General features: G+C 71.8%; 15 protein-coding genes. 5 read left to right on the top strand and 10 right to left on the bottom strand.

Annotated features, from left to right (window positions below):
- Positions 1 to 10: 10 nt before the first annotated feature.
- The 5 genes from ppsA to AB0O44_RS07420 all read right to left on the bottom strand — a co-directional run bounded on the left by ppsA (position 11) and on the right by AB0O44_RS07420 (position 8,566).
- Positions 11 to 2,410: a phosphoenolpyruvate synthase gene (gene ppsA, locus AB0O44_RS07440; protein WP_364136127.1), complete on the bottom strand. Its 2,400-nt coding sequence runs from the start codon at positions 2,408 to 2,410 to the stop codon at positions 11 to 13.
- 62 nt (positions 2,411 to 2,472) lie between these two features.
- Entirely contained in the window at positions 2,473 to 5,130 is a 2,658-nt protein-coding gene (locus AB0O44_RS07435; RefSeq protein ID WP_364136124.1) for a cation-transporting P-type ATPase, read from the bottom strand.
- A gap of 144 nt (positions 5,131 to 5,274) precedes the next feature.
- A complete protein-coding gene (locus AB0O44_RS07430; protein ID WP_364136121.1) occupies positions 5,275 to 6,069 on the bottom strand; it encodes a glycosyltransferase family 2 protein in 795 nt (264 codons plus the stop codon).
- Complete coding sequence (locus tag AB0O44_RS07425; protein ID WP_364136118.1) at positions 6,066 to 7,481, bottom strand: bifunctional PIG-L family deacetylase/class I SAM-dependent methyltransferase; 1,416 nt, start codon at positions 7,479 to 7,481, stop codon at positions 6,066 to 6,068. The genes AB0O44_RS07430 and AB0O44_RS07425 overlap by 4 nt, the downstream gene beginning before the upstream one ends.
- Positions 7,475 to 8,566, bottom strand: coding sequence for an acyl-CoA dehydrogenase family protein (locus AB0O44_RS07420; protein ID WP_364136115.1), 1,092 nt, complete (start codon positions 8,564 to 8,566; stop codon positions 7,475 to 7,477). The genes AB0O44_RS07425 and AB0O44_RS07420 overlap by 7 nt, the downstream gene beginning before the upstream one ends.
- A gap of 198 nt (positions 8,567 to 8,764) precedes the next feature.
- Between AB0O44_RS07420 and AB0O44_RS07415 the strand changes: the two genes are divergently transcribed.
- Positions 8,765 to 10,207, top strand: a complete 1,443-nt coding sequence (locus AB0O44_RS07415; RefSeq protein ID WP_364136112.1) for a glycosyltransferase family 2 protein — start codon at positions 8,765 to 8,767, stop codon at positions 10,205 to 10,207.
- Positions 10,204 to 10,428 (top strand): hypothetical protein, encoded by a 225-nt coding sequence (locus tag AB0O44_RS07410; protein ID WP_290256913.1) that lies wholly within the window; start codon positions 10,204 to 10,206, stop codon positions 10,426 to 10,428. The genes AB0O44_RS07415 and AB0O44_RS07410 overlap by 4 nt, the downstream gene beginning before the upstream one ends.
- An 8-nt stretch (positions 10,429 to 10,436) precedes the next feature.
- Here the strand turns inward: AB0O44_RS07410 and AB0O44_RS07405 are convergent, their stop codons facing one another.
- Positions 10,437 to 10,790 (bottom strand): thiamine-binding protein, encoded by a 354-nt coding sequence (locus AB0O44_RS07405; RefSeq protein WP_364136109.1) that lies wholly within the window; start codon positions 10,788 to 10,790, stop codon positions 10,437 to 10,439.
- Between the two features lie 84 nt (positions 10,791 to 10,874).
- Between AB0O44_RS07405 and AB0O44_RS07400 the strand changes: the two genes are divergently transcribed.
- Genes AB0O44_RS07400 through AB0O44_RS07390 form a run of 3 tightly spaced genes read left to right on the top strand, consistent with a single transcriptional unit; the run spans position 10,875 to position 12,949 of the window.
- A complete protein-coding gene (locus AB0O44_RS07400; protein WP_364136106.1) occupies positions 10,875 to 11,543 on the top strand; it encodes a helix-turn-helix domain-containing protein in 669 nt (222 codons plus the stop codon).
- A 4-nt stretch (positions 11,544 to 11,547) separates the two neighbouring features.
- Positions 11,548 to 11,964 carry a DUF1232 domain-containing protein gene (locus AB0O44_RS07395; RefSeq protein ID WP_290256918.1) on the top strand — a complete coding sequence of 139 codons (417 nt, stop codon included), beginning with the start codon at positions 11,548 to 11,550 and terminating at the stop codon, positions 11,962 to 11,964.
- A 58-nt stretch (positions 11,965 to 12,022) separates the two neighbouring features.
- Positions 12,023 to 12,949 (top strand): NADP-dependent oxidoreductase, encoded by a 927-nt coding sequence (locus tag AB0O44_RS07390; RefSeq protein WP_364136103.1) that lies wholly within the window; start codon positions 12,023 to 12,025, stop codon positions 12,947 to 12,949.
- 62 nt (positions 12,950 to 13,011) lie between these two features.
- Here the strand turns inward: AB0O44_RS07390 and AB0O44_RS07385 are convergent, their stop codons facing one another.
- The 4 genes from AB0O44_RS07385 to AB0O44_RS07370 all read right to left on the bottom strand — a co-directional run bounded on the left by AB0O44_RS07385 (position 13,012) and on the right by AB0O44_RS07370 (position 15,002).
- Positions 13,012 to 13,407 (bottom strand): hypothetical protein, encoded by a 396-nt coding sequence (locus AB0O44_RS07385; protein WP_364136100.1) that lies wholly within the window; start codon positions 13,405 to 13,407, stop codon positions 13,012 to 13,014.
- A gap of 79 nt (positions 13,408 to 13,486) precedes the next feature.
- The gene (locus tag AB0O44_RS07380; RefSeq protein WP_364136097.1) at positions 13,487 to 13,798 is read right to left on the bottom strand and encodes an AzlD domain-containing protein; all 312 of its coding nucleotides are present in this window, start codon (positions 13,796 to 13,798) and stop codon (positions 13,487 to 13,489) included.
- Positions 13,795 to 14,553 (bottom strand): AzlC family ABC transporter permease, encoded by a 759-nt coding sequence (locus tag AB0O44_RS07375; protein WP_364136094.1) that lies wholly within the window; start codon positions 14,551 to 14,553, stop codon positions 13,795 to 13,797. The genes AB0O44_RS07380 and AB0O44_RS07375 overlap by 4 nt, the downstream gene beginning before the upstream one ends.
- On the bottom strand, positions 14,550 to 15,002 hold the full coding sequence (locus AB0O44_RS07370) for a hypothetical protein (protein ID WP_364136091.1): 453 nt from the start codon (positions 15,000 to 15,002) through the stop codon (positions 14,550 to 14,552). The genes AB0O44_RS07375 and AB0O44_RS07370 overlap by 4 nt, the downstream gene beginning before the upstream one ends.
- Positions 15,003 to 15,065: the final 63 nt, after the last annotated feature.

Raw genomic sequence — 15,065 nt, 5'->3', positions numbered from 1 at the left:
CTAACGCTCCCTACCCACCCGCGGGCCGCCGCTCCGCCTCGGCGATCAGCGGGACGGTCCTGAGATAGCTGTCCGGGTTCAGTGAGATGGAATCGATCCCCTCCCCCACCAGGAACTGTGCGAACTCCGGGTGGTTGCTGGGGCCCTGGCCGCAGATGCCGATCTTGATTCCGGCCGTGTGGGCCTGGCGGATCGCCTCGCTGATCATCGCCATCACGGCCTCGTCCCGCTCGTCGAAGAGCGCTGCCAGCCGCGCCGAGTCCCGGTCCACGCCGAGGACCAGCTGGGTCAGGTCGTTGGAGCCGATGGAGAACCCGTCGAAGCGGGCGGCGAACTGGGCGGCGAGCACCACATTCGACGGGATCTCGCACATCATGTAGACCTGCAGGCCGTTCTCCCCCCGGACCAGGCCGTTCTCCGACATCACCGCCAGCACCTTGTCCGCCTCCTGCGGGGTGCGACAGAACGGCACCATGACGATCACGTTGCCGAAGCCCAGCCGCTCCCGGACCCGTTTCAGCGCCCGGCATTCGAGGGCGAACCCCTCGCGGTAGCGCTCGTCGTAGTAGCGTGAGGCGCCGCGGAAGCCCAGCATCGGGTTCTCCTCGGCCTCCTCGAAGGCCGCCCCGCCCACCAGGTGCGCGTATTCGTTGGTTTTGAAGTCGCTCAGCCGGACGATCACCGGCCGGGGGTGGTACGGCGCGGCGATCTTGGCGATCCCCAGGGCCAGGGTGTCCACGAAGTAGTCCCGGGGGTCCGCATACCCGCGCGTGAGCTCGCGGATCTGCGCGGCCTCGCCGGGGTCCGTGACCCGTTCCGGGTGGACCAGCGCCATCGGGTGGACCCGGATCAGGGAGCTGATGATGAACTCCATCCGGGCCAGGCCCACGCCGTCCGCGGGCAGCCGCCACCACTGGAACGCGGCGGCGGGGCTGGCAATGTTGACCATCACCCTGGTGCGGGTCGCCGGCAGCTCGCCAAGGTCCACCTCCTCGGTCTCGAACGCCAGGCTGCCGGCGTAGACACGCCCCTGGTCGCCTTCGGCGCAGGACAGCGTGACGGCCAGACCCTCCGTGAGCACCGCCGTCGCGTTCCCGGTACCGACGACGGCGGGCACGCCCAGTTCCCGGCTCACGATGGCGGCGTGGCTGGTGGGTCCGCCATGGTCGGTGACGATCCCGGCGGCGCGCTTCATAATCGGCACCCAGTCAGGGTCCGTCATCTCGGTGACCAGGATGGCGCCGTCGCGGAAGCCCTCGATGTCCGCGGCGCTTCGGATCACGCAGGCGGTCCCCTGCGCGATTGAGTCGCCGATCGCGGCGCCGGCGACCAGGACCGGGCCGGTTTCCAGCAGGTGGTGCAGGGTGAAACGGGGCCCCGTCTTCTGCGACTGGACGGTTTCGGGCCGGGCCTGGACCATGAACAGTTCGCCGGTTTCCCCGTCCCGGGCCCATTCCATGTCCATCGGCCGGCCGTAGTGCTCCTCGACGGTCACGGCCCAGCGTCCCAGCGTGAGGATCTCCTCGTCCGTCAGGACAAAGGCGCGGCGTTCCGCCTCGGACGTGTCCACGGTGCGGGTGCGGGCGTGGCCGCCCCGGCTGTAGACCATCTTGCGTTCCTTGGCGCCGAGGGTCTTCTCGATGATCGGGCGGATGCCGGCGGCCGCGGACGCCTCCCCCAGCAGCGGCTTGAAGACCAGGTACTTGTCCGGGTTGATGCTGCCCTGCACCACCGTTTCCCCGAGGCCCCAGGCGGCGCTGATCACGGCTGCGCGGGGGAAGCCGGAGTCCGTGTCGATCGAGAACATCACCCCGGAGGCGCCGATGTCCGAGCGCACCATCCGCTGCACGCCGATGGAGAGGGCGACGTCGAGGTGGTCGAAGCCTTTCACCTCGCGGTAGCTGATGGCCCGGTCCGTGAACAGGGAGGCGTAGCAGCGGCGGCAGGCGTCCAGCAGTTCCCGCTCCCCGGCGACATTGAGGAAGGTCTCCTGCTGGCCGGCGAAGCTGGCGTCCGGCAGGTCCTCCGCCGTGGCGCTGGAGCGGACCGCCACGGAGAGCCGGTCCGTCCCGGAGCGGCGGCCCAGCTCCCGGTAATGGTCGCGCAGCGCCTCGGCCAGGTCCGGCGGGAATTCACCGCCGAGGAAGAGTTCGCGGATGGCCTCTCCGGTCTCGCGCAGCGTGGCCGTCCCGGCGCGGAAGGCGTCCAGGCGTTCCCGCATCCCGGATTCGATGCCGTTGGCGTCGATGAAAAGCCGGTAGGCCTCCGCCGTGGTGGCGAAGCCGTCCGGCACCCGCACGCCGCGGGTCTTCAGCGCCCCGATCAGCTCACCCAGGGACGCGTTCTTGCCTCCCACCCGGGGCACATCGGCCATGCCGATCTCCTCAAACCACAACACGTGTCCGGGCATGCGGTCGCTCCTCGGTGGTAGTCCGTCGATGCTCCGATCCTGCTGTGGGCGGCCCCGCGGGGTCAGAGTCTTTGGGCCCCCCGGACGCCGGCCCGGCGGTGCCGGAACTCGCGGTGCCGGAACGCCTTGTACGCCCAGTCCGCCAGTAGTACCGCGGGGATGGCGGCGAGCGCGACGGCCAGGCCGCCCGGTGTCGGCGGCGCCTGGCCCAGCAGATCTGCCACCGGGCCCAGAAAGAGGAAAACGGTGAGCAGCCCCAGCTCCGCGAGCACCGCCCACAGCAGCAGCCGGTTGCTGGCCCAGCCCAGCCGCCACGGCGGGACGGTGGCGCTGCGGCAGGCGAAGGCGTTGGCCAACTGACCGAGCACCACGGTGGTGAAGGCGGCACCTGAGGCGGCCATCAACGCGTCCGACGGCGGCAGCACGGCCCCCGGCGTCCAGGGGCTCCACCCGGCGCCGAGGAGCACCGCGGTGTACGCGGCCATCTCCAGAACCGCTTCCACCGGGCCGAGCAGTCCGAACACCCGGACCATCAGCGCCCGGTCCATCAGGTGCCGCCGCTCCGGTGGCCGCTTCAGGGCGCCCTTGCTGGGGGCCTCACTTCCCAGGGCCAGGGCGGGCAGCAGGTCGGTGCCGATGTCCAGGGCCAGGATCTGCAGGACACTCAGCGCCAAGGGGAACCGGCCGCCGGACAGCGCCCAGAAGACGAACGGCGTCAGCTCCGCGACGTTGTCCGTCAGGTGGTAGGTCAGGAAGCGGCGGATGTTGGCGTAGGTGGCGCGGCCCTGTTCGACGGCGGCGATGATGGTGGCGAAGTCGTCGTCGAGGAGCACCAGGTCCGCGGCCTCGCGGGCGACGTCGGTGCCGCTGAGTCCCATCGCGACGCCGATGTCCGCCTGCTGCAGGGCGGGCCCGTCGTTGACGCCGTCGCCGGTCATGGCCAGGACGTGGCCGCGGCGCTGCAGCAGCCGGGCGACGCGGAGCTTCTGCTCGGGTGAGACGCGGCTGACCACGACGCCGTCGCGGTCCAGGAGCGCGGCGAGCACCTCGTCATCCTCCGGGAGGGTGTGGCCCTCCAGCACCAGTTCCGGGGAGCCGATCAGCCCGGTCTCCCGCGCGATGGCGGCGGCGGTGAAGGCGTGGTCGCCGGTGACCATGGCCACCTTGATGCCGGCCTCGCGGGCGGCCTGCAGGGACACGCGGACCTCCGCCCGGGGCGGGTCGTGCAGGCCGATCAGGCCCAGCAGCTCCAGGTCCTGCTCCAGCTCATCGGCGGTGGCGCCGTCGGGGGCGGGGCGGGGCAGCCGCCGCTCGGCCACGGCGAGGACCCGCAGTCCGCGGGAGGCCATCCGGTCCACCAGTTCCCGGGATGCGCCGTTGCCGCCGCGGCAGACGGGCAGGACGGACTCGGGCGCGCCCTTGACGTAGAGGGTGGTCCCGGCGAGCGCGGACTCGCGCAGCCGGCGGGGGTCGAAGGCGAAGCGCCGGTCCGGCGTCGGCGTTGCACCGATGCCCGCGCCGCCGCCGCCGTCCGTTTCTTCGGCCGTCAGGGCGATCCCACCGCCCGTCAGCCGGGTGGCGAGCGCGTCGATGGCCGCCTCCATCGGGTCCCCCTCGGCGATCCACCGGCCCTCGTGAAGGACGGCCCGGCCGACGGAGGCCGCCCGCGCGGCGGTGCCGAGACGCCGCGCGGCCCGGAGCGCCTCGCCGGCGGGGGCGGCTCCGCCGGCGCTGATGTGGGCCTCGGGTTCGTAGCCCTGGCCGGCGACGTCCAAGGTCCCGGCGGGGGTCCAGACCTCCACGGCGTTCATCCGGTTCTGGGTGAGGGTGCCGGTCTTGTCGGTGCAGATGAAGGTGGTGGAGCCGAGTGTCTCGACGGCCTGCAGGTTCCGGACCAGGGCGTTGCGGCCGGCCATCCGCTGCGCCCCGATGGCCAGGGAGAGGGTGACCGTGGGCAGGAGGCCCTCGGGGACCAGTGCCACGGCGACGCCGATCGCGAAGAGGAAGGCATCCCGCCAGGAGATCCCCACCAGCAGGGACAGCAGGAAGAACAGCGCCCCGATCCCCAGCGCCACGGTGGCCACGATCCGGACAATGCGCTGCAGCTCCCGGGCCAGCGGGCTCGGCGGCGGTTCGACGCGGCCGGTCAGGGAGGCGATCTCGGCCAGCCGGGTGGTGGCCCCGGTGCCCTCCACCAGCCCCTCGGCGGAGCCGACCACCAGGAACGTGCCGCCGTAAAGCACCTCCCCGGCGGCGCGGGGCACCGGTTCGCTTTCACCGGTGAGCATGGACTCATCCACCGAGCAGCCCGCGGCCAGGATGAGGCGCAGGTCCGCGGGGACACGGTCGCCGGCCAGCAGCACGACGGCGTCGCCGGGGACCAGTTCCGTGGTGTGCACCTTGACCACCCGGCCGTCCCGCCGCACCGAGACCATGGCCGGCAGCAGCTCGCGAAGTTTCGCCGCGGCATGCTGGGCCCGTTCCTGCTGGATGTAGGCGAAGACGCCGTTGACCAAAATCACCACCACGATCGCGATGGCCAGCTGCGGCATCCCGGCGATGAAGGCCAGGACGGCCGCCGCCCACAGCATGACGGCAAAGAAGTGCGTCAGTTCTGCCAGCAGCCGCCGCCACCCCGGCACGGCCCGGGCCTCCGGCAGCCGGTTGGGGCCGGTGCGCTCCAACCGCCGGGCCGCCTCCGCCGAGGTCAAGCCCGTCATCGGCAGCACCGTGATCCGGCTCCGCCCCGGCGTGTCATGGATTCGACGATCCGCCCGCTCCCGCCCAGTGGGTTAGGGCCGAAAGTCCCCGGCGCGCGGCTGTTCCGGAGGGGGCTGGAGGCCCCGGCTGCGACGCCGGCCGCCCTAGCTGCCGGTGGCCGCCGGCGGCGCTTGCCGGCCCAGGGAGCGCAGGTACGCCGCGAAGCCCTGCGGTGCCCGCGCCTGCGTCCGCCCGGAGGTGAGCACCCGGACGCTGTCGGTGGCCAGGACGGTGAACGCCAGGCTGCGCAGGCCCTGGACCAGGGTGCGGTCCTCGTGCGACTGCTGCTTGGGGAAGCCGCCGGCGGCGAGGTAGGCGGAGGCCCGGACGCCGAAGTTGGCCCCGTAGATGTGTGGGTGGTTCTCCTCGAACGGGTGCCGCTCCAGCCAGCGGCGCAGCAGGTCCGGGTCCATGCCCACCGGGTCAGGTTCCACCGACCCCAGGACGGCGTCCGCCCCGGCGTCGGCGAATTCCAGTTGCCGGACCAGCCAGTGCGGCGGGACCCGGGAGTCGGCGTCGGTATTCGCCAGCCAGGTCTTTCCGCGCCAGGGCACGGGGGTGGAGCGCTGGCCCGGATGCCGGCGCGGACGGCCCAGCACGGCGGTGCGGATGCCCGCCGCCCGGCTGGCCCCGGCGCTGCGGAGCCCGACGGGGAGGACCTGGAAGCGCGGGTCGGCGTCAACGTAGCGTCCGGCGATCTCCGCGGACCCGTCGGTACAGGAGTCCAGCACCACCATTACCAGGACAACCACCTCCGGGCGGGCGCCGGCCAGCTGGTCCGCGGCGGCCTGCACGGCGGACAGCGCGCGGTCCAGGTGCTGGTCCTCGTTGTGGACGGGAAGGACGACGGCGACCGTGTCGATCGCGGGGCGCCGCCGGGCGGTCATGGCGACGGTCATGGCTGCCGCTCCGGCGCCCGGAGGATTTCCAGCACGAAGTCGCGTTCCCGGTAGAGCCCGGCCCCGGCCCAGCGGAGCCGGTCGCGGGCCGTGGCGTGGACCGTGTCACCGTCCAGGACCCAGCCCTCCAGCGGGTGCCGCCAGTGGCAGAGGACCAGGGTACCGCCGGGCAGCAGCGAGGCTTCGACCCGCCGGAACAGCTCGTCAAGTTCGTCCGGGGAGAGGTAGTAGCCCACCTCGGAGACGACGATCAGGTCGAACCCGCCGTCGGGCCAGCCGTGCGGGACGGTGAGGTGACGGGTCTGCGCGGCGGGCAGGTGCTCCAGACGTTCGGCGGCGCGGGCCAGGGCGGTGCTGCTGGCGTCGACGGCGAGGAAGGTTCCGCAGCGTTCGGCCAGTTCAACGCTCAGCGTCCCGATCGAGCAGCCGATTTCCAGCCCGGCCTCGTAGTTCTGCTCCGGCAGCGCGGCAAGGGTCAGGGCGCGTTTGCGCTGTTCATACCAGGTGCCGGTGTAGCCCCAGGGGTCCTCGTCGCGGCCGTGGACCGCGTCGAAGAGCCGTTCGGCGTCGGCGGCGGCGTAGCCGGCGGCCGCGTCAGCGACGCCCTTGTCCCCGGCGGCGGCATCCCCGGCGGCGGGCGGGCGGGGCTGGTGCCAGGCGAAGGTTTCCCAGTGCCGCTCGAAGTGGGCCAGGAAGCCCGCCGGCAGCAGCACCTCGTCCCCGGGCTGCTCCGAGAGCGGGGCCACCTGGGAGGTGTGGGCGGCCATCGCCCGGGCCTTGGCCTGCTGGTCCTCCGGCCGCAGCGGGAACCGTTGCCAGTCCTGCCAGGCCGCGTCCTCCGGGGCGGCCCAGAGCCAGTACCAGATGGGAAATTCCAGCAGGCCGTAGCCGTGCCCGGCGGCTGTTTCCGCGGCGGCCAGGCCCAGGGTGTCGTGGTCGGTGTGGCCGTCGTGCCGGTAGGGCGCCACGAGCACAATCCGCTCGGCAGGCTTCCCGGTGTCCGCGGCCGCCTCCCGGATGGCCGCCGCGATCTCTGCCCGGTGCTCGGCGAGCCGGCCGTCGGGCAGTCCCAGGTAGCGGCGCCGGGGTCCGCCCAGCAGGTGTCCCAGGGCGCCGTCGAATTCGCGGAGCCGCACCTCGGCCAGCCGTTCGGGCGTCACTGTGGGCGAATCCGGGTGGGAGGCCTCGCCGGCGGTGCAGAGCAGCACCCGCACGTCCGCGCCCAGGGCGTGCAGCCGGGCCATGAGGCCGCCGGCGCCAAGGGTTTCGTCGTCGGGGTGGGCGGCCAGCACCAGGAACGCGGTGGCGGCGAGCTCGCCGTCGTTCAGCGGCAGCTCGGGCAGCGCCGCGGCGCCGGATCGGGCCCAGGCGCTTTCAGGGGTGCCGGCGTCCTGGTGCGTGAAGCTCACCATGGCTCGTCACCCTCGAAGCCCTTGAAGACCAACGAGCCCAGCTGCGCGTCGTCGCGCATGGCGTGGTGCTGCCGGATGTACAGCGCGAGGTCCGCCATGCGCTTGCCGTAGGCGGCGTCGAAGACCAGCGGTCCGGGCCCCAGGTTCTGGCTGACCAGGGCCTGGATGCGTTCGACGGCGCTGGCGACGGCTCCGCGGACGCGCAGCGCCTCGGGCCAGGCGCCGCTTCCGGAGAGGTCACCGGCGTCGATCCGGTCCGCGGTGCGGGCCAGGTAGGCGGTGAGCCCGGCGAGGGTGCGGTCGATCTCGCCCAGGTGCACGAGGGCCACTTGGTCGGGGGCCCGGCCGCGGTCCTCTGCGGCTTTCAGGGCGTCCCGGTAGCTGCGGGCCACGGCCACGGCGCCGCCCAGCCAGCAGGCCGCCACGCCGATGCCGCCCCAGGCGAAGCCGGGGCGGCGGTAGTACCAGCCCCCGCCGAGCGGGGTGGCGGGGACGGCGTCGAAGTTCACGGTGCCGCTGGGAACTTCCCGCAGCCCCAGGCTGGTCCAGCCGGGGTCGGCGACGCTCACGCCGTCAGCGTGGAGGTCGACGGCGAACGCGGCGCGGCCGCCGCCAGGCAGGTGCGCGGTCAGCACGGCCCGGTCCAGCTGCCCGGCCAGCGAGCACCAGGGCTTGGCGCCGGTCAGCAGAGTCCGGCCGCCCTCTTCAGCGGCGGTGAGGCTGAGGCCGGGTGCCTCCGCGGCGAAGACACCCCAGGTGCCCTCGAGGTCCGTGGAGGCGCCGGCCTCCCCCGCGTCCCTGGCCTGCTGCAGGATCGCGGCCGCGTCCAGGTGCGGTTCCAGGATGCGCCCGGCCGCGACGTCGACGGCGGTGACGGACGCGAGCAGTTCCCAGAGGAACGCGGTGCGGCCGGCGCCGGGCGCCGGCGCCCATGATCCGGCGTCCGCGGTGAGGGACAGCAGGGCGGGAACGTCCCCGACGGCGGCCGCGACGTCGGCCAGGAACGGATCCAGCCGGGCGAGCGCGTCCGGTCCGGAGCTGATCCGCACGGCCTTGGGCGGGCGGGGGTCCTGGGTCGCGTTCATGGGTCCTTTACGGTTCGTGGCTGGCTCCGGGGGAGCCGGCCAGCGCCGCTGCGCCTTCCCCCGATTGAATCTCAGCTTACTTACCATCGGCGGGGATGGCGCCATCTGCATGACCGGGCTCCCGCGTCCCGGTACCGTAGTCGCAAATCCCCCCATGTGACAGGTGCTGCTGGTGGGGCCACTGGTACTATCGTGCGCATGCGTGCGGGAAGGCTGAACCGAGCTGTTGGGATTGTCATCGCTGTCATTGCCGGAGGAGCAGCGGCGCTCCTGTGGTTTGCCGTGGCCGCCGGCGGCCCGGCGCTCAGTGAATCCCCCGCCCAGGGACTGGTGTTTGGTTTTTGGAGCATCCTCTACAACACCGACGCCCCGGCCCCCCGCGTGCTTCTGGCGGCCATGGCGATGGCCCTCCTCCTGGCGGCCGGCGTTGCGACCGTTGACCGGAGGATCGTCAACCGCTCCCGGCGGTCGCTGGACCCCCTCACCGGTCCGCTCGCTCCCCGGGTGGTGATGGCCGCAACCCGCGGTGAGTTCGCCGGCCCGGTCACGGTGACGGTCCTGATCCCCGCCCACAACGAGGAAGCTTCCGTGGGGCAGACCATCGCCTCCCTGCTGCAGCAGTCGAGGTCACCGGACCGGGTGATCGTCGTCGCGGACAACTGCACTGACCGGACCGTCGAGCGGGCCCGGGCTGCCGGTGTGGAGGTCATCGAATCGGTCGGCAACACGCACAAGAAGGCCGGCGCGCTGAACCAGGTCCTGGCCGGCCTGCTCCCGGGGCTCGGGGACAACGACGTGGTCATGATCATGGACGCCGACACCGTGCTCGATGACGGCTTTCTTGCGGCCGCCGTGGATCGTTTTACCGCGGACAGGGCCCTGATGGCGGTCGGCGGGCTCTTCTATGGAGAGGAGGGCCACGGTCTGATCGGACAGTTCCAGCGCAACGAATATTTGCGCTACGGGCGCGAAATCAGCCGCCGCCGCGGACGCGTCTTCGTGCTCACCGGAACCGCCTCGCTTTTCCGGTCCCGGGCGCTGCGCACCGTGGCAGCCAGCCGCGGCGTCACGATCCCGGGCACCCCGGGGGACGTCTACGACACTGCCGCACTGACCGAGGACAATGAATTAACCATCGCGCTGAAGTCCTTGGGCGGGCTGATGATTTCCCCCTCCCAGTGCACTGTCGTCACCGAATTAATGCCCGGTTGGCGGACCCTGTGGGCCCAGCGGCTCCGCTGGCAACGCGGTGCGCTGGAAAATATCGGAGCCTACGGCGTCACCCCGCCAACCATGCGGTACTGGGCCCAGCAACTGGGAATCGGGTACGGCGTGATCGCCCTGGGTTCCTACCTGCTCCTGATCTTCCTGATGGTGTTCGCCCTCGATGCCTGGATCTGGTTCCCCTTCTGGCTCGGGTTAGGCCTGCTGTTCATGGCAGAGCGGGTTCTCACCGTGTGGTCCGGCGGGTGGCGGGCACGGCTTCTGGCCGCAACCCTCTTCCCCGAACTGTTCTTCGATATGTTCCTCAACATCGTCTACCTCAAGGGCGTGGCGGACATCGCCCTGGGCAGGACGGCGACGTGGAAGCACCTCACCCCGGCGCCGGCACGGGCCTCCGAAGAAGCGGAGCAGGCATGAGTCCCTCGTTCCCGTCCGCCGTCCCCGCGGGACTGCTGTTTCCGGAATCGCTCCTTCATACCGACTGGTTCGCCGTTCTCGCCACCTTCGTCGCCATCAACACCGTGATGTACGCGGCCCTGGCCTTGGCGAAAGTCCTCCCGAAGGTCCACCCCACGGAGTGGATCCGTACCCGGAATGAGCGCGCCGAGAGTCGCAGCATCTACCCTGACGCAGACTAGGGCGGGGCCTACTCGCCCAGGGCCCGCTCCAGCCGGTCCAGCTTGCCGGTCAGTTCGCCGGTGTAGCCGGGGCGGATGTCCGCCTTGATCACCAGGGACACGCGGCTGCCGTAGCGGCCCACCGCCTCGGTGGCGCGCTTGACGACGTCGAACACCTCGTCCCATTCGCCCTCGATGGTGGTGAACATGGCGTCGGTGTGGTTCGGGAGGCCGGACTCGCGGACGATCCGCACCGCGGCGGCGACGGCGTCGTGCACCGACGCGTCGTCCGCGCCGGGAGCCGTCTCGGGGGCGGCAGCGGAACCGGAGGTGGGGGCGAATGGGGGACGGCCGGACGGGGCAACAGAAAAGGCAAGCAGCATGGCTCCAGTGTGCCCTCCGCGTCATAAATATGTGAACCCGCGGGTAACCGGTTCGCGCCGCCCCGGCGTTGCTACCCTGAGCAAATGAACCGGGCAGTAGACCGCAGGCCGCTCCGCGCGGACGCTGCACGCAACGTCAATAAGATCATTGCCGCGGCCCGCCAGTGCTTCCGTGAGCACGGGCCGGAGGTACCGCTGCAGACCATCGCCGTGACCGCCGGCGTGGGCCCCGCCACCCTGTTCCGGAACTTCGCGGACAAGGAGGAACTGGTCCTCGCCGCGTTGCACCAGCAGCTGAAACTGCGCGTGAACCCGGTGATCGACGATGCCCTGGCCGGGACCGATGCCGCCGAGGGCCTGTTCCGCATCGTGGAAGCACTGATGGCGGTGGCCAGCGATGAGGCCAATCTCCTCGGAGCTGTGGCCGGACGCCGCGGGGTGCTGACCGGGATCACCGGGGACCTGATCGAGTCGGTCGCAATCCTGCTGGGACGGGGCCAGGGGCAGGGCACCCTGCGCAGCGACATCTCCATGGCGGACATGATCCGGCTGCTGGCCATGCTGATCGGCGTGGTGGACACCATGGAGGCCGGCTCGGACGCCTGGCGCCGCCCGGTGGCCCTGCTCGAGGACGCCATCCGGGCCGAGCGGCCGGACCGCCCGCTGCCGCCCCAGACCCTGGTGCCCGGGACCCAGTACGGCACGGCGTTCGGCGTGGGGTTCGGGTCGCCCTCGGGGGCAACGTACCGTTGAGACCATGAGCTGGGAAACCCTCGCCGGCGTGATCGGCGGACTGATGCTGGTCTACGCCGCGCTGCTGGTCCTGCTGTGGAATTACGCGCGCCGGCACCCCGAAACCGTGACCATGAGGGACGCTCTCCGGCTGCTGCCGGATCTGCTCCGGCTGGTGAAACGGCTGATCGCGGACGGCACCGTCGCCGTGGGGGTGCGGGTCCGGCTGGTGTTGTTGCTGCTGTACCTGCTCTCCCCGATCGACCTGGTGCCGGACTTCCTGCCCGTGATCGGCTACGCGGACGACGTCGTGATCGTCGCCCTGGCGCTGCGTTCCGTGATCAAGCGGGCGGGCCCCGACGCCGTGCGTCGGCACTGGCCCGGCACGCCCGAAGGCCTGGGGCTCATCCTGAAGCTCGCCGGTATGGGTGCCGCCCACTGAGACCGCTTTCACCCCGGCGGTGCGGAATAGCGGCCCGGATGCGTCCGTTGACGCCTGCATGAAAGCAATCACGTACAGCGAATACGGCACCCCCGACGTCCTCGAACTGACCGACCAGCCCATGCCCAAGGTGGGCCCCGGCATGGTCCTGGTCAAGGTCAAGGCAGCCTCCGTGAACCCGGTTGACTGGAAGATCGTCTCCGGCGGACTCGACGGCATGATGGACCTGCAGTTCCCCGCGATTCCCGGCTGGGACGTCGCCGGCGTGGTGGAATCCGTGGGCATTGACGCCCCGCAGTACCAGCCCGGCGACGAGGTCATCGCCTATGGCCGCAAGGACTACGTCCACGGCGGCAGCTTCGCCGAGTACATCGCGCTCCCGGAGCGGGTCCTCGCCCGCAAGCCGGCCACCCTGGACTGGAACGAGTCCGCCGGCCTGCCGCTGGCCGGCCTGACCGCCTACCAGGTCTTGACCCGGCTCGGCACGGGCGAAGGCAAGACCGTCCTGATCCACGGCGGAGCCGGCGGCGTCGGCTCCCTGGGCATCCAGATCGCCAAGTCCCTCGGCGCCTCCGTGATCGCCACCGCCTCGGAGAAGAACCACGACTTCCTCCGCTCCCTCGGCGCGGAACCCGTCACCTACGGTGAGGGCCTTGCCGACCGCGTCCGCGCACTCCGCCCGGAAGGCGTCGACATCGTGGCCGACTTCGTCGGCGGTGTCCTCGACGCCACCCTGGCCGTCCTGGCCGAGGGCGGCAAGCACGCCTCGATCGCGGACGCCGAGGTCGAACAGCACGGCGGAACCTGGATGTGGGTGAACCCGGTGGGCGCCCAGCTTCAGGAACTCGCGGATCTGGTGGACAGCCGCGGCCTGCGCGTGGAGGTCGCCAAGACCTACCCGCTGGAGCGCACCGCGGACGCCTTCCGGGACAACATGGAAGGCCACACCCGGGGCAAGATCGTCGTCACGGTCGACGGCGAGTAACAGCGTTTCCGCCCGGACGGGCGGGTGACCTGAGGGCAGGTGCCGTCTTCCGGTGCCTGCCCTCAGCCGTGCCCGGGCTCCCCGCCCGGACCGCCGGTGTCGTGGTGGGTGTCGTCACGCTGCCCGCCGGAGTGGCTTGCGTCGTCATGGTGCTGCTCCCCGTCGTGGTGGGCCGGCTTGTGCTTGGCCTCCTCGAGGTGCTGCTGGAGCTTCTCCTCGGCCTCGCGGCGGCGCCGCGCCAGTTCCTGCAGGTCGCGGGTGGACACTGCTCCGGTGGGGATCCCGCCGGCGGCGCGGGACGCGGCCGCCCGGTCGTGGCCCTTCGCCGGCTGTGCCGGTTCCGTTTGCGCCCCTTCCGGGGTGGAATGCTCCGGATCGGCGCCTTCCGGGGTGGAATGCTCCGGATCGGCGCCTTCCGGGTCGCGGGCAGCGACATTGTCAGGCTCGTTGGTGGTCATCACTGGATGCTGTCACCGGCGGCCGGGCACCGGCTAGGGGCTAAAGGCCGGGCACGCGTGCGCGCACCAGTAGGCGCCGCTACCCCCAGCCGAGCAGCCGCAACCCGGCCGCCGCACCGGCGCCGGCCAGCACCACCACCAGGAACGGCGCCCTGAGCAGCAGGGCCAGTGCGGCCGCGGCCAGCGCGCCCACCCTTGCGTCGAGGGCCAGCGCCTGCCCGGAGGCCACCGCGTTGACCACCGTCAGGGAGGCGAGCAGCCCGATGGTCATTACCCCGGCCACGCGGGAAATTCGGGGGTTCTTCAGCCAGGCGGCGGGCACCAGGTAGCCCAGCAGTTTCCACGCATAGGCAAGCACGCAGGTGAGCAGCAGCCATAGCCAGAGCGTCATGCGCCCTCCCCCGCGGCCGCCCCGGCGCCGTGCCCGCGCCCGTGTTCACGCCCGGGGTAGGGGTCGACGTCGGGCTCCAGGCCCTCGTCACGCGGGCCGGAACTGAACCAGCCGAACACGGCGGCCACCAGCGCGGCCACCAGGATGGGCACCCCGGCGGGAACCATCGGGACGGCCAGCACCGTGGCAAGCGCGCAGACGAAGGCGATCGCCACGGGTTCGCGGCCCTTCAGCCGCGGCCAGAGCAGCCCCAGGAAGGCGGCCACCGCGGCGCCGTCGAGCCCCCACTGCTTGGGGTCCCCCAGCGCGCTGCCGGCGAGCGCGCCCACGGCGGTGAAGATGTTCCACAGCACGAACACCCCCACGCCGGCGGTCCAAAACCCCCGGCGCTGCTCGTCCGGATCCGTCTGACCGGTGCTGGTGGCCGTGGATTCGTCGATGGTGACCTGCGCCGCGGCGAAGCGCCGCCAGCCCTTGGGCTGCAGCAAGGCGTTCAACTGCATGCCGTAAATCCCGTTGCGCATGCCCAGCAGGGTGGCCGCGCCCATGGCGGCCAGTCCCGAGCCGCCGCCGGCCACCACGCCGATGAAGGCGAACTGCGAGCCGCCGCTAAACAGCAGCAGGCTCAGCGCCATGGTCTGCCAGAAGTCCAGCCCGGAGGCGACGGAAAGGGCGCCGAAGGAGATGCCGTAGAGCCCGGTGGCGACGCTGATGGACAGCCCGATCCGGACCGCCGGGGTGAGGGCGGTCCTCACCGGTGTGTCTGCCGGGGCGCCCTCGCCAGGCTCCAGGACCAGGCGATCAGCGGCGCCTGCAGCGGTAGCCGGATGCCGTGGATTTTGCGGGCGCGCGGGGACCCCTCCGGTCCGAAGGCCGTTCGGAGCGCGTCAACGTGGGCGGTCAGGAACGCGGTGAACAGGGCGGTGACGCAGCCGGCGCTGATTCGGCGGGTCCGGGGCAGAAGGAGGCCTGCGGCCGCGGCGCCCTCGAGCAGTCCCGTGGCGGCAACCCATTCGTCCCGGGAGAGGACCGCCAGCGGGCCGTTGCGGTGCTCGCCGGAGTCGTCCCGGCAGAGGTAAGACGGGACCAGCGGGGCGAAGAAGCCGGGATCCCGGAAGTGCTTTGCGGCGCTGGCCAGCAACAGTCCGCTCAGGGCGGTGGCGGACAGGGTTCGGGTTGCCCCGGGGGACCAGCGAAAAGGCATGCATCCATGCAACCACAACCGCGGCGGCGCCAACGAAAACGGGTCCCGCCGACTGCGTCGCGC

This window comes from Arthrobacter sp. NPDC080082 (assembly GCF_040686595.1).
GTDB lineage: Bacteria > Actinomycetota > Actinomycetes > Actinomycetales > Micrococcaceae > Arthrobacter.
Note: the sequence above shows the minus strand (reverse complement) of the source record. Positions and strands in the feature narration are given on the sequence as shown.

Coding starts and splice junctions, on each gene's coding strand:
- ppsA (WP_364136127.1), bottom strand. CDS start 2,410: ATGCCCGGACACGTGTTGTGGTTTGAGGAGATCGGCATGGCCGATGTG.
- AB0O44_RS07435 (WP_364136124.1), bottom strand. CDS start 5,130: ATGACGGGCTTGACCTCGGCGGAGGCGGCCCGGCGGTTGGAGCGCACC.
- AB0O44_RS07430 (WP_364136121.1), bottom strand. CDS start 6,069: ATGACCGTCGCCATGACCGCCCGGCGGCGCCCCGCGATCGACACGGTC.
- AB0O44_RS07425 (WP_364136118.1), bottom strand. CDS start 7,481: ATGGTGAGCTTCACGCACCAGGACGCCGGCACCCCTGAAAGCGCCTGG.
- AB0O44_RS07420 (WP_364136115.1), bottom strand. CDS start 8,566: ATGAACGCGACCCAGGACCCCCGCCCGCCCAAGGCCGTGCGGATCAGC.
- AB0O44_RS07415 (WP_364136112.1), top strand. CDS start 8,765: ATGCGTGCGGGAAGGCTGAACCGAGCTGTTGGGATTGTCATCGCTGTC.
- AB0O44_RS07410 (WP_290256913.1), top strand. CDS start 10,204: ATGAGTCCCTCGTTCCCGTCCGCCGTCCCCGCGGGACTGCTGTTTCCG.
- AB0O44_RS07405 (WP_364136109.1), bottom strand. CDS start 10,790: ATGCTGCTTGCCTTTTCTGTTGCCCCGTCCGGCCGTCCCCCATTCGCC.
- AB0O44_RS07400 (WP_364136106.1), top strand. CDS start 10,875: ATGAACCGGGCAGTAGACCGCAGGCCGCTCCGCGCGGACGCTGCACGC.
- AB0O44_RS07395 (WP_290256918.1), top strand. CDS start 11,548: ATGAGCTGGGAAACCCTCGCCGGCGTGATCGGCGGACTGATGCTGGTC.
- AB0O44_RS07390 (WP_364136103.1), top strand. CDS start 12,023: ATGAAAGCAATCACGTACAGCGAATACGGCACCCCCGACGTCCTCGAA.
- AB0O44_RS07385 (WP_364136100.1), bottom strand. CDS start 13,407: ATGACCACCAACGAGCCTGACAATGTCGCTGCCCGCGACCCGGAAGGC.
- AB0O44_RS07380 (WP_364136097.1), bottom strand. CDS start 13,798: ATGACGCTCTGGCTATGGCTGCTGCTCACCTGCGTGCTTGCCTATGCG.
- AB0O44_RS07370 (WP_364136091.1), bottom strand. CDS start 15,002: ATGCCTTTTCGCTGGTCCCCCGGGGCAACCCGAACCCTGTCCGCCACC.